We start from the raw sequence: 13,126 nt of genomic DNA on the forward strand, positions 1-13,126 counted from the left end.
GACGGTCAACCCCTGCTGTTAATCAACAGTTTGAAGGAAAAATACCGGTTCGATCAGGCAATCAAGCGTCTTTTCAGCGCTCAGTTTGTTCGCGAAATGCCTGGACAACTTCTGCCGGCGCCTGTACCAGTTCAATCAGCACGCCCTCGCCTGCAATCGGAAACTCTTCGTTTGACTTGGGATGCAGGAAGCAGATGTCAAAACCCGCCGCGCCCTTTCGGATGCCGCCCGGCGCAAAGCGGACGCCTTGCGCCGTGAGCCATTGCACCGCTGCTGGCAGGTCGTCAATCCACAGGCCGACATGGTTGAGCGGGGTGGCATGAACCGCGGGTTTTTTTTCAATATCCACTGGCTGCATCAGGTCCACCTCGACCTTGAACGGACCGCTGCCGATGGCGCAGATGTCTTCATCGACATTCTCGCGTTCGCTGACGAAATTGCCGGTGACCTCCAGCCCCAGCATGTCGACCCACAGCCTGCGCAGCAGGTCCTTGCGGGTGGCACCAATGGCGATCTGCTGGATGCCGAGCACCTTGAACGGCCGCTTTTCAGTAGTCGCCATCATACGAACTCCACGATCGGCTGGTCCACGCTCAGCGATTCGCCCTTGGCTGCCAGCACCTTGCCGACCACGCCGTCAGCCATGGCAAACAGCACGTTTTCCATCTTCATGGCTTCAATCACGGCCACGCGCTCACCGGCCTGCACCTTTTGGCCGACCTGCACCGACACCTCGGCCAGCAGGCCGGGCATGGGCGACAGCACAAAGCGGCTCATGTCGGGCGGTGCCTTGAAAGGCATCAGCGCATGCAGTTCGGCAGCGCGCGGAGACAAGACCATGGCATCGAGCCGGGTGCCGTTGTGAATGATGCGGATGGCCAGCGGGTTCTTGCCCACGCCGCGTTCGACCTGAGCGGCAAATGGCTGGCCGTTGACGGTACCGCGAATGCGCGCGCCACCCAGATGCCAACCGCTGCATATTTCATAGCGCCTGTCGCCCGTCTCCACTGCGCTGGAGCCCGAAAGGGTTTGATAGTCGCGAACCACGGCGGGTCGTGGTGTGTTCAGGCCGCTGTCGCCCAGGCCGATCACCACATATTCTTCGCCCACCGTGACGCCATGGCCCGGCAGCTGGCCACTGATGCCCGCTGCCCTGGCCCGAATGCGGCGGTTCACGTACGCGGCCAGCGCCACCAGGAAGTCGGCATCGTCATGCGGCACGTCTTCAGCGCGAAAGCCTTGCGCATAGTTTTCGGCGATGAAGCCGGTGTTGAAGTCGCCGGCCACAAACTTCGGATGCGCCAGCAGGGCCGCCTGGAATGGAATATTGCTGCTGACGCCGCGAATCACGAAGCTGTTGAGCGCCTCGCGCATCTTGGCAATCGCGTCATTGCGGTCGGTGCCGTGAACGATCAGTTTGGCAATCATCGAGTCGTAAAACATCGGAATCTCGCCGCCGTCCTGCACGCCGGTATCAACCCGCACGCCGTAAAGATGCTCGACATCCGATGCAAACATCGTTTCCCTTGGCGGCTGAAAGCGCACCAGCCGGCCGGTCGAAGGCAAAAAGCCACGGAACGGGTCTTCAGCGTTGATGCGGCACTCAATCGCCCAGCCTTCGCGCTTGACCTGATCTTGCGTCAGCGGCAGCTTTTCACCCGCCGCCACGCGAATCATCAGTTCCACCAGGTCCAGGCCAGTGATGCATTCGGTGACCGGATGCTCGACCTGCAGACGGGTGTTCATTTCCAGGAAATAGAAACTCTGGTCCTTGCCGACGACAAATTCAACCGTTCCGGCGGACTGGTAATTCACCGCCTTTGCCAGTTGCACCGCCTGCTCGCCCATGGCTTTGCGCGTTTCGTCGCTGATGAAAGGCGACGGTGCCTCCTCGATCACCTTCTGGTGACGGCGCTGGATCGAGCATTCACGCTCATTCAGGTAGATTACATTGCCGTGGCTGTCACCCATCAGCTGGATTTCGATATGGCGCGGCTCCTCGACAAACTTCTCGATGAACACACGGTCGTCGCCAAAGCTGTTGCGTGCTTCGTTGCGGCAACTGGTAAAGCCCTCGAACGCTTCCTTGTCGTTGAAAGCCACGCGCAACCCCTTGCCGCCGCCCCCCGCACTGGCCTTGATCATCACCGGATAGCCAATCCCTCGGGCAATTTCAACCGCCTTTTCGGCCGTTTCAATCGCGTCGTTGACACCGGGAATGCAGTTCACGCCGGCCGCGCCGGCAAGCTTCTTGGATTCGATCTTGTCGCCCATGGCGGCAATCGAATAATGCTTGGGGCCGATGAAGATGATGCCTTCTTCTTCCACCCGCTTGGCAAAACCAGCGTTTTCGCTCAGGAAGCCGTAGCCGGGATGCACCGCTTCGGCGCCAGTCTGCTTGCACGCTGCAATGATTTTTTCGGCCTGAAGGTAACTGTCACGGCTTGGCGCGGGGCCGATGTTGACGGCTTCATCAGCGAGCTCGACATGGCGCGCATCCTTGTCGGCGTCGGAATACACCGCCACTGTCTTGATGCCCATTTTCCGGGCGGTAAGAATGACACGGCAGGCAATTTCGCCGCGATTGGCGATCAGAATTTTGTTAAACATGGTGTTTTTTCCTCGGGCACTTACAGCGGAATGTTGCCGTGCTTGCGCCACGGGTTTTCAAGTTTCTTGTCCTTGAGCATCACCAGCGAGCGGCAGATGCGCTTGCGGGTTTCGTGCGGCAGGATCACGTCGTCAATGAAGCCGCGTGCGCCAGCGACGAACGGATTGGCGAAACGCGCCTTGTATTCGGCTTCTTTCGCGGCCAGTTTGACCGGGTCGCCCTTGTCTTCGCGAAAGATGATCTCGACCGCGCCCTTGGCGCCCATGACGGCAATCTCGGCATTCGGCCAGGCAAAGTTCACGTCGCCGCGCAAATGCTTGGAGCTCATCACATCGTACGCGCCGCCGTAGGCCTTGCGGGTGATGACGGTGATTTTCGGCACCGTGCATTCGGCGTAGGCGTAAAGCAGCTTGGCGCCATGCTTGATGATGCCGCCGTATTCCTGTGAGGTGCCGGGCATGAAGCCGGGCACATCGACAAAGGTGATGACGGGAATGTTGAAGGCATCGCAAAACCGCACGAAGCGCGCCGCCTTGATCGAGCTTTTGATGTCCAGGCAACCGGCCAGCACCAAGGGCTGGTTGGCAACAATCCCGACCGACTGGCCTTCCATGCGGGCAAAACCGATGATGATGTTCTTGGCGTATTCGGGCTGGATCTCGAAGAAGTCGCCATCATCGACCGTCTTGGTGATGAGTTCCTTCATGTCGTACGCCTTGTTGGCGCTCACGGGTACCAGCGTATCCAGGCTCATGTCCATGCGATGGGCCGGGTCGGCGCTGGGGCGCATCGGTGCTTTTTCACGGTTGTTCAGCGGCAGGTAGTTGTACAGGCGGCGCAGCATGATGAGCGCTTCGACATCGTTCTCGAAGGCCAGGTCGGCCACGCCGCTTCGGGTGGTGTGGGTGATGGCGCCGCCCAGTTCTTCGGCCGTCACTTCCTCGTGCGTCACGGTCTTGACCACTTCTGGGCCGGTGACGAACATGTAGGACGAGTCCTTGACCATGAAGATGAAGTCCGTCATGGCCGGTGAATACACCGCGCCGCCCGCTGACGGCCCCATGATCAGGCTGATCTGCGGAATCACGCCGCTGGCCATCACGTTGCGCTGGAACACGTCGGCATAACCGCCCAGAGACGCCACACCTTCCTGGATGCGGGCACCGCCCGAATCGTTCAGGCCAATCACCGGCGCGCCAACTTTCATGGCCTGGTCCATCACCTTGCAGATTTTCTCGGCGTGCGCTTCGCTCAGGGCGCCGCCAAACACGGTGAAATCCTGGCTGAAGACAAACACCAGACGGCCATTGATCATGCCGTAGCCGGTAACCACGCCGTCACCCGGAATCTTGTTGTCCTGCATGCCGAAGTCGCTGCAGCGGTGCTCGACAAACATGTCCCATTCCTCGAACGTGCCTTCGTCGAGCAGCACATCGAGCCGCTCGCGCGCCGTCAGCTTGCCTTTTCCGTGCTGCGCGTCAATGCGCTTTTGGCCACCGCCCAGGCGGGCCGCGGCGCGCTTTTTTTCAAGTTGCTGAAGGATTTCCTGCATGGTTCGCTTTCTTAGTGCTTGCGGTTGTGTACTATTTATTTGATAGCTGCTTATGCCCGCTGCATGTGCGCAGAGAGCAGATTTCGTGCTGCAGTCGAGGCAGAAAGCCGGCCCTGGCCGACTTGCTCCAGCAGGGATGGCAGCATGGCGCTAACGGCAGGGTCTTGCCGAAAAGCGAGCTTGAGTCCTGCGTCCACCCGCTCCCACATCCAGGACAGCGCCTGGTGCTGGCGCCGGCCGGCCAGCTTGCCGTTGGCGGTTTGCAGCGCCCTGAACTCTGACACGGCTGCCCAAAATCCATCGACGCCCTGGTTGTGCAAGGCGCTGAGCTGCATGACCTGCGGATGCCACTGCTTGTCAAAATCAGCCGCCTGGGCCGAGCCCATGGCGTTGTTTACCAGGCCGAACAGGCGCATGGCGGACTTGATCTGCGCCTCGGCGCGCATGGCGGCGTTGGCGTCGATGTCGGCCTTGTTGATGACAACCAGGTCGGCCAGTTCCATCACGCCCTTCTTGATCGCCTGCAAATCGTCGCCCGCGTTGGGCAGTTGCATGACCACGAACATGTCGGTCATGTTGGCCACGGCAGTTTCGGACTGGCCGACGCCGACGGTTTCGACAATCACCACGTCGTAGCCGGCGGCTTCGCAAACCAGCATGGCTTCACGGGTTTTTTCCGCTACGCCGCCCAGGGTGCAACTCGACGGGCTGGGCCGGATGTAAGCTGATTCGTGGACCGAAAGCATTTCCATGCGCGTCTTGTCACCCAGGATGGAGCCGCCCGACACGCTCGATGAGGGGTCGATGGTCAGCACCGCCACGCGGTGGCCCTGCTTGATCAGGTACAGGCCCAGCACTTCAATGAAGGTGGATTTTCCGACACCGGGCACGCCGCTGATGCCAAGGCGAAACGCCTGGCCGGTGTGCGGCAGCAACGCGGTCAGCAATTCGTCTCCCTGGGTGCGGTGGTCTCCGCGGGTCGATTCGAGCAAGGTGATGGCCTTGGCAATGGCGCGGCGCTGTTGAACAGCGTTGCCGCGCAGAACGCCTTCCAGCAATGCGCTTTCGATCACTTGATAGCAGCCCGGATCTGCTCCAGCACATCCTTGGCGCTGGCCGGAATCGGTGTACCGGGTCCGTAGATGCCCTTGACGCCGGCGTCATACAGCATTTCGTAGTCCTGGCGGGGAATCACGCCGCCGACAAACACGATGATGTCGTCCGCGCCCTGTTTCTTGAGTTCGGCAATGATGGCGGGCACCAGCGTCTTGTGGCCAGCGGCCAGCGTGCTCACGCCGACGGCATGCACGTCGTTTTCAATCGCCTGGCGGGCACATTCCTCGGGCGTCTGGAACAGCGGCCCCATGTCCACGTCGAAGCCCAGGTCGGCAAACGCCGTGGCGACAACCTTGGCACCCCGGTCGTGGCCGTCCTGGCCAAGCTTGGAAATCATCACGCGGGGGCGGCGGCCTTCGGCTTCGGCAAAGGCGTTGATCTCGCTCTTGAGGGTTTCCCAGCCTTCGGCCGAGTCGTAGGCGGCGGCATACACGCCGCTGACCTTTTGCGTGTCGGCGCGGTGGCGGCCATAGACTTTTTCCAGCGCGTCGCTGACTTCGCCGACGGTGGCGCGCAGGCGCATAGCCTGGATGCACAAATCCAGCAGATTGCCGCTGTTGCCTTCAGCCGCTGCCGTCAAAGCGTCCAGCGCCGACTGGACGGCCGTGCTGTCGCGCGTTGCCCGGATGGACTTCAGACGTTCGATCTGACCGTCGCGCACCGCCACGTTGTCGATGTCGCGTGCGTCGATGGCGTCCTCGGTCTTGAGCCGGTACTTGTTGACGCCGACGATCACGTCCTTGCCGCTGTCGATGCGCGCCTGCTTTTCAGCCGCCGCCGCTTCGATCTTGAGCTTGGCCCAGCCACTGTCCACGGCCTTGACCATGCCGCCCATGGCTTCGACTTCCTCAATAATGGTCCAGGCGGCATCGGCCATGTCCTGCGTCAGCTTTTCCATCATGTAGCTGCCAGCCCAGGGGTCGATCACGCTGGTGATGTGGGTTTCTTCCTGGATGATGAGCTGGGTGTTGCGGGCAATGCGCGAGCTGAACTCGGTCGGCAACGCAATTGCTTCATCGAAGCTGTTGGTGTGCAGGCTTTGGGTGCCGCCAAAGACGGCGGCCATCGCTTCGATGGTGGTGCGCACGACGTTGTTGTACGGGTCTTGCTCGGTCAGGCTCCAGCCGCTGGTCTGGCAATGGGTGCGCAGCATCAGGCTCTTGGGGTTCTTGGCATCGAAGCCCTTCATGATGCGGCACCACAACAGGCGGGCGGCGCGCATCTTGGCGACTTCAAGGTAGAAGTTCATGCCGATGGCCCAGAAAAAACTCAGGCGTCCGGCAAAGCCGTCAACGTCCAGGCCCTTGCCCAAGGCGGTCTTCACGTACTCCTTGCCGTCGGCCAGGGTAAACGCCAGTTCCAGCGCCTGGTTGGCACCGGCTTCCTGCATGTGATAACCGCTGATACTGATCGAATTGAACTTGGGCATGTTCTGCGCCGTGTACTCGATGATGTCGCCAATGATGCGCATGCTGGGCGCAGGCGGGTAGATGTAGGTGTTGCGCACCATGAACTCTTTGAGCACATCGTTCTGGATGGTGCCGCTGAGTTGGTCCTGGCTTACACCCTGCTCTTCAGCCGCTACCACATAGCCGGCCAGTACCGGCAATACAGCACCGTTCATGGTCATCGAAACACTGACCTTGTCGAGCGGAATCTGGTCGAACAGGATTTTCATGTCCTCCACACTGTCGATGGCGACGCCGGCCTTGCCGACGTCGCCGGTCACGCGCGGGTGGTCGGAGTCGTAACCCCGATGCGTGGCCAAATCAAACGCCACTGACACGCCCTGCCCGCCAGCGGCCAGCGCCTTGCGATAAAACGCGTTGGATTCTTCGGCGGTTGAAAAACCGGCGTACTGGCGGATAGTCCACGGACGCACCGAATACATCGTGGCCTGCGGGCCGCGAATGAAAGGCTCGAAACCCGGCAAGGTGTTGGTGTAGGGAAGGTCCTTGATGTCCTCGGCGGTGTACAGCGGCTTGACACTGATGCCATCGGGGGTTTCCCAGTTCAGGGCGTTGACGTCGCCACCGGGGGCGGATTTGGCGGCCGACTTGGCCCAGGCTTCAAGATTGGCGGCATTGAAAGGAACAGGTGTTGAACTCATGGCGGGTCGGCAGTCTTGGTTGAGCCCGGAAAGCCTCCCTGTTTTGACAGGAAACCCTCAAGGCAAGCAGGAAACAGTGGCTGAAGTTTACATTATTTATAATTATTGATTCAAAATATTCCAGTGAACTTTGCCTTAGACTACGGAGCCTTATGGCTGAAACCTCTCTTTCCCCGCGGGCGCTTTATGAAGAAGTTGCCGAACTTTTGCGTCAGCGCATCTTCAACCGGGAACTCGCGCCGGGTAGCTGGATTGATGAACTCAAGCTCGCCGAGGAATACGGCATCAGCCGCACACCTCTGCGCGAAGCTTTGAAAGTGCTGGCCACCGAAGGTCTGGTGACGATGAAGGTGCGGCGCGGCGCTTATGTCACCGAAGTCTCGGACAGCGACCTCGCCAATGTCTACCACTTGCTGGCCCTATTGGAAAGCGACGCCGCAGAAGTGGTGGCGACCAAGGCCACCGATGCGCAAATCAGGGAACTTCAAGTCCTGCACAACGAACTTGAAAAAGCCGTCAAGAACCGGGAACGATTTTTTGAAATCAATGAAGCCTTCCACATGCGACTGCTGGAAATTGCCAACAACCGCTGGCGCGACCAGATGGTGGCCGACCTTCGCAAGGTGATGAAGCTCAACCGACACAACTCGCTGTTGAAAAGCGGCCGCATCGAGGAATCGCTGCTCGAACATCGCGCCATCATGGCGGCGCTGGTGGCGCGCGACGCGGCTGAAACTGCGCAATGCATGCGCGAGCATTTCAAAAGCGGGCTGAACGCCGCAGCCTGAAATTCAGCCTGTGCTGCCGTTACGCCGCGGCAGCGGCGTCACTTCCCAATGCTTGCTGGTCTTGCCCTGTGCGTCAACACTTTCCAGCCGGACCATGAAGCCCCACAGACGCCCGACATGCTTCAGGACTTCCTTGACTTCGTCATTCAGCGGCCGGCTGTTGTGCTGGGTATGGCGCAGGGTCAGCGAACGGTCGCCGCGCACATCCACATTCCAGACCTGGATGTTGGGTTCCTGAAAGCTTAAATCATACTGGCGGGCCAGAGCCTCACGCACATGCCGGTAGCCGCGTTCATCATGGATGGCCGACACTTCAAGCGCCAACTCCTTGGAGTCATCAAGGATGGCGAACAGGCGGAACTCGCGGATCAGGCGTGGCGACAGGTACTGACCCACAAAACTCTCATCCCGAAAATGCCGCATGGCATGGTCAAGGGCCTGCTGCCAGTCGGTGCCAGCCATGTCTGGAAACCACTGGCGGTCTTCGTCGGTCGGGTGCTCGCAAATGCGGCGAATGTCGGTGAACATGGCAAAGCCCAGCGTATAAGGATTGATGCCCCGAAAGCCGGGATGCGCCAGCGGTGGCTGGAAAATGACGTTGGTATGCGAGCGCAGGCTCTCGATCATGAAACCGTCGCTCAGCAGGCCCTCGTCATACATTGCGTTGAGCAGCGTGTAATGCCAGAAAGTCGCCCAGCCTTCGTTCATGACCTGCGTCTGTCGCTGCGGATAAAAATACTGGGCAACTTTGCGCACGATGCGAATGATTTCGCGCTGCCAGGGTTCCAGCAGGGGCGCATTTTTCTCGATGAAGTACAGCAGGTTTTCCTGGGGATCGGCAGGAAAGCGTGAACTGGCTGTTTCAACCTGCTTTTCAGCCGCCCTGGGCAAGGTGCGCCACAAGTCATTGACCTGCTGCTGCAGATAGCATTCGCGGTCTTTACGCCTTGACTCTTCCTCGGCCAACGAGAGTTTTTGCGACCTCTGGTAGCGGTCAACACCGTAGTTCATCAAGGCGTGGCAGCTGTCGAGCAGGTCTTCGACATCGTCGAGTCCGTGCTTTTCCTCGCACTCGGCAATATAGGCTTTGGCATACACAAGGTAGTCAATGATGGAGGACGCATCGGTCCACATCCTGAACAGGTAGTTGCCCTTGAAAAAGGAATTGTGCCCATAGCAGGCATGTGCCATGACCAGGGCCTGCATCGGCAGCGTGTTTTCCTCCATCAGGTAGGCAATGCAGGGGTTGGAATTGATGACGACCTCATAAGCCAGCCCCATGTGCCCGCGCCGGTAGCTTTTCTCGCTGGCGATGTATTGCTTGCCAAATGACCAGTGCCGGTAGTTCACAGGCATGCCCACAGACGCATAGGTGTCGATCATCTGGCTGGCAGTGATCACTTCCAGTTGCACGGGATAGGTGTCCAGCCCGAAGCGACTGGCCATTCGCTCGATCGCACCGTGGTAGGTTTCGATCAGTTCAAACGTCCAGTCTGACGGACTTGGCAGCATGTCGCGCCGCCCTTCATAACGCTGGAAGGGGGCAGGCAGCAAGCCGTAAACTTTCGCAGCGCCGGCAGAAGGCAGGATTGCGCTCATGCAGCACTTCCTTTCTTGAACAGTTCGCGAAACACAGGGTAAATTCCCGAGGCATCGGTAACCTTTTGCATGGCGAAATGCGGCTGGCTTTTGCTCACCAGGGAATATTCTTCCCACAGGGTCTGGCTTTCCTCCGCTACTTGCAGATAGGCAAAATAACGCGAAACAGGCAACAGCTTTTCCACGAGCAGCGTGCGGCATTTGGACGAATCCTGAAGCCAGTTGTCGCCGTCAGAAGCCTGGGCGCCGTAGATATTCCATTCGCCCGGAGAATAGCGCTGCTGGATGATCTGGTGCATCAGCAGCAAGGCACTGGAGGCCACCGTGCCGCCGCTTTCGGTCGAGTGAAAAAATTCGTCCTCGGAAACCTCTGCCGCCTGGGTGTGGTGCCGGATGAACACAACTTCCGTCTTCTCGTAATGACGCATCAAGAACAGGTACAGCAGAATGAAAAAGCGCTTGGCCATGTCCTTTCGCGTTTCATTCATTGAACCGGACACATCCATCAAACAGAACATGACGGCGCGGGAAGCCGGCAGTGGCGTGTTGACCCGGTTGCGATACCGCAGGTCAAACGGGTCCAGAAAAGGAATTTTCTGAAGGCGCAGTTTTAATGCCTCAATTTCATCCTTCACCGCAAGTGTTTCACCGCTGCAAGAACGATTGTTTAGCAACAAAGCTTCCAACGCCAGTTCCAGCCGGCACAACTGGCGCCGCACATCGCCGCCCATGGCAATCCGGCGGCTCAGCGCCTTGCGCATCGATCGAACTACATGCAGGTTGGTCGGCGTGCCTTCGGAAACAAAACCGGCTCGGTGGGATTTCCATTCAGGCACATCGGGCAACAACTGGGTACGCAGCAGGCGCGGCAAGGCCAGATCATCAAAGAAATACTGCATGAACTCTTCACGGGTGATGCGGAACTCAAAGTCATCCTGACTGTTCCCGTCTTGGCCCGCACCCGCGCTAGAACCACTGCCCGACCCGCCGCCACCCGGCGGACGCCCGATCTGGTCGCCACGTACGTATTCCTGATTCCCTGGGTAGACACGCTCCTGGCTTCCCCCTGCACCATGCCCAAATACCGGCTCGGACACATCGCGCCGTGGCAAGGTGATATTTTCGCCCTGGTCGATGTCGTGGATGCTGCGGCCGGACACCGCATGGCGCACCGCTTCACGAATCTGCTTTCGGTAGCGACGCAGGAAACGCTCCCGGTTGCCTATGGATTTATTCTTGCCCGACAAGCGTCTGTCGATGACCTGCTGGAGCATGGATTTCTCCGGTTGGTAAGTTGGACAGTCAATCAGCCTGCAGCGAAGCACACCGGTCGTCAGGAACTCTTGCGAACCCTGAGGTACCACTCGCAAAGCAGGCGGACTTGACGGGCGCTGTAACCCTTGTCCATCATCCGGTTAAGGAAGTTTTCATGTTTTTGCTTCTCCTCGGCGCTGGCTTTGGCGTTGAACGAAATCACGGGCAACAGGTCTTCGGTGTTGGAAAACATCTTCTTCTCGATCACGGCACGCAGTTTTTCATAACTGGTCCAGTTCGGATTCTTGCCGGCATTGCTGGCTCGGCTGCGCAACACAAAGTTGACGATCTCGTTGCGGAAATCTTTTGGATTGCTGATGCCTGCAGGCTTTTCGATTTTTTCGAGTTCCGCATTGAGCGAAGCACGGTCAAAGATTTCACCGGTGTCGGAATCCCTGAATTCCTGATCCTGAATCCAGAAATCGGCATAGGTCACATAGCGGTCAAAAATGTTCTGCCCATATTCCGAATACGACTCCAGGTAGGCCGTCTGGATTTCCTTGCCGATGAATTCGGCATAACGGACCGCCAGATATTCCTTGATGAACGACAGATAGCGCTGCTCGACTTCCGGCGCAAATTGCTCGCGCTCAATCTGCTGCTCCAGCACATACATGAGATGGACCGGATTGGCGGCAATTTCACTGGAATCAAAATTGAACACCTTGGACAGAATCTTGAAGGCAAAGCGTGTCGATATGCCTGTCATGCCTTCGTCAACACCGGCATAGTCGCGATATTCCTGATAGCTCTTGGCCTTCGGATCGGTGTCCTTCAGGTTCTCCCCGTCGTAAACCAGCAGCTTGCTGAAAATGCTGGAATTTTCAGGCTCCTTCAATCGCGTCAGCACGGCAAACTGCGCCATCATCTTCAGCGTACCCGGTGCGCAAATGGCGCCAGACAGCGAAGAGTTGCGAATCAGCTTCTCGTAAATCCTGATTTCTTCCGAGGCACGCAGGCAGTACGGCACCTTGACGATATAAATCCGGTCCAGAAAAGCTTCATTGTTCTTGTTGTTCCGGAAGGCCTTCCATTCGCTTTCATTCGAATGGGCCATCACGATGCCATCAAATGGAATGGCACCAAAGCCCTCAGTGCCCTTGAAGTTGGCCTCCTGGGTGGCGGTGAGCAAGGGATGCAGCACCTTGATGGGCGCCTTGAACATCTCGACAAACTCCAGCAGGCCCTGATTGGCCAGGCACAACCCGCCCGAATAGCTGTAGGCATCGGGGTCATCCTGGGCAAAGAGTTCGAGCTTTCGAATATCGATCTTGCCGACGAGTGTGGAGATGTCCTGGTTGTTTTCGTCTCCGGGTTCGGTCTTGGCGATTGCACACTGCTTCAGGATCGAGGGAAACCGTTTGACGACACGGAACTTTCGAATGTCGCCGCCAAATTCTTCAAGGCGCTTGACTGCCCACGGAGACATGACACGCTGCAGGTACCTTGGCGCGATACCGTACTGGCTTTCAAGCAGGGGAATGTCCTCGGTGTTGTTGAACAAGCCGAGTGGCGACTCATTGACCGGTGAATTCTTCAGCGCGTACAACGGCACCTGTTCCATCAATTGTTTGAGCCGTTCGGCAATAGACGACTTTCCGCCGCCGACCGGACCCAGCAGGTAAAGAATCTGTTTCTTTTCCTCCAGGCCCTGTGCTGCATGGCGAAAATACGAAACGACCTGTTCAATGGGATCTTCCAGGCCGTAAAAATCCCGGAATGCCGGGTAGATCTTGATGACCTTGTTGCCAAAAATACGCGAAAGACGCTGATCCCGGTGCGTGTCAAACACTTCTGGCTCACCTATGGCTGCGAGCATTCGCTCGGCCGCAGTGGCATAGACTAGCGGGTTGTTTTTACAAAGATCGAGGTACTCTTCAAGGGGCAGTTCTTCTTCCCTTGTTTGCTCGTAACGTGTCAGAAAATTACGGACGACATCCATAAAAACCCTCCTTGGCAAGCTGTACTTGGTGACGCAGTGAATACAACCAGAAACCACAACAACCCAACTCTACAAGTTTCCCTGTGCGAAATGT

The 13,126-nt window shown here is 58.2% G+C and carries 9 protein-coding genes; 1 reads left to right on the plus strand and 8 read right to left on the minus strand.

Annotation, left to right across the window (positions count from 1 at the left end):
* Window positions 1–73: 73 nt before the first annotated feature.
* From GZ092_RS02885 to scpA, 5 genes are read right to left on the minus strand one after another with little or no spacing between them, the layout of a single operon-like run.
* A complete protein-coding gene (locus GZ092_RS02885; RefSeq protein WP_293634214.1) occupies window positions 74–565 on the minus strand; it encodes a VOC family protein in 492 nt (163 codons plus the stop codon).
* Window positions 562–2,610 carry an acetyl/propionyl/methylcrotonyl-CoA carboxylase subunit alpha gene (locus GZ092_RS02890; RefSeq protein WP_293634215.1) on the minus strand — a complete coding sequence of 683 codons (2,049 nt, stop codon included), beginning with the start codon at window positions 2,608–2,610 and terminating at the stop codon, window positions 562–564. The genes GZ092_RS02885 and GZ092_RS02890 overlap by 4 nt, the downstream gene beginning before the upstream one ends.
* A gap of 20 nt (window positions 2,611–2,630) precedes the next feature.
* Window positions 2,631–4,163, minus strand: coding sequence for an acyl-CoA carboxylase subunit beta (locus tag GZ092_RS02895; protein WP_293634216.1), 1,533 nt, complete (start codon window positions 4,161–4,163; stop codon window positions 2,631–2,633).
* Window positions 4,164–4,213: 50 nt separating this feature from the next.
* Window positions 4,214–5,236: a methylmalonyl Co-A mutase-associated GTPase MeaB gene (gene meaB, locus GZ092_RS02900; RefSeq protein WP_293634217.1), complete on the minus strand. Its 1,023-nt coding sequence runs from the start codon at window positions 5,234–5,236 to the stop codon at window positions 4,214–4,216.
* Window positions 5,233–7,389, minus strand: a complete 2,157-nt coding sequence (gene scpA, locus GZ092_RS02905; protein ID WP_293634218.1) for a methylmalonyl-CoA mutase — start codon at window positions 7,387–7,389, stop codon at window positions 5,233–5,235. Before scpA ends, meaB begins: the two co-directional genes overlap by 4 nt.
* Before the next feature lie 152 nt (window positions 7,390–7,541).
* On the opposite strand from scpA, the gene GZ092_RS02910 reads away from it, so the two are divergent.
* Window positions 7,542–8,177, plus strand: coding sequence for a GntR family transcriptional regulator (locus GZ092_RS02910; protein ID WP_293634219.1), 636 nt, complete (start codon window positions 7,542–7,544; stop codon window positions 8,175–8,177).
* Between the two features lie 3 nt (window positions 8,178–8,180).
* Here GZ092_RS02910 and GZ092_RS02915 read toward each other — a convergent pair whose 3' ends face one another.
* The 3 genes from GZ092_RS02915 to GZ092_RS02925 all read right to left on the minus strand — a co-directional run bounded on the left by GZ092_RS02915 (window position 8,181) and on the right by GZ092_RS02925 (window position 13,032).
* A complete protein-coding gene (locus GZ092_RS02915; RefSeq protein ID WP_293634344.1) occupies window positions 8,181–9,689 on the minus strand; it encodes a SpoVR family protein in 1,509 nt (502 codons plus the stop codon).
* Window positions 9,690–9,772: 83 nt separating this feature from the next.
* Window positions 9,773–11,050 carry a YeaH/YhbH family protein gene (locus GZ092_RS02920; RefSeq protein WP_293634220.1) on the minus strand — a complete coding sequence of 426 codons (1,278 nt, stop codon included), beginning with the start codon at window positions 11,048–11,050 and terminating at the stop codon, window positions 9,773–9,775.
* A 59-nt stretch (window positions 11,051–11,109) separates the two neighbouring features.
* Complete coding sequence (locus GZ092_RS02925; protein WP_293634221.1) at window positions 11,110–13,032, minus strand: PrkA family serine protein kinase; 1,923 nt, start codon at window positions 13,030–13,032, stop codon at window positions 11,110–11,112.
* Between the last annotated feature and the right edge of the window lie 94 nt (window positions 13,033–13,126).

Source organism: Polaromonas sp. (genome assembly GCF_010365105.1).
Lineage (GTDB): Bacteria > Pseudomonadota > Gammaproteobacteria > Burkholderiales > Burkholderiaceae_C > Polaromonas.

Excerpts from the sequence above, each read along its gene's own strand:
- GZ092_RS02885 (WP_293634214.1), bottom strand. The coding sequence starts at position 565 with ATGATGGCGACTACTGAAAAGCGGCCGTTCAAGGTGCTCGGCATCCAG.
- GZ092_RS02925 (WP_293634221.1), bottom strand. The coding sequence starts at position 13,032 with ATGGATGTCGTCCGTAATTTTCTGACACGTTACGAGCAAACAAGGGAA.
- GZ092_RS02920 (WP_293634220.1), bottom strand. The coding sequence starts at position 11,050 with ATGCTCCAGCAGGTCATCGACAGACGCTTGTCGGGCAAGAATAAATCC.
- GZ092_RS02895 (WP_293634216.1), bottom strand. The coding sequence starts at position 4,163 with ATGCAGGAAATCCTTCAGCAACTTGAAAAAAAGCGCGCCGCGGCCCGC.
- GZ092_RS02890 (WP_293634215.1), bottom strand. The coding sequence starts at position 2,610 with ATGTTTAACAAAATTCTGATCGCCAATCGCGGCGAAATTGCCTGCCGT.
- GZ092_RS02910 (WP_293634219.1), top strand. The coding sequence starts at position 7,542 with ATGGCTGAAACCTCTCTTTCCCCGCGGGCGCTTTATGAAGAAGTTGCC.
- scpA (WP_293634218.1), bottom strand. The coding sequence starts at position 7,389 with ATGAGTTCAACACCTGTTCCTTTCAATGCCGCCAATCTTGAAGCCTGG.
- GZ092_RS02915 (WP_293634344.1), bottom strand. The coding sequence starts at position 9,689 with ATGCTGCCAAGTCCGTCAGACTGGACGTTTGAACTGATCGAAACCTAC.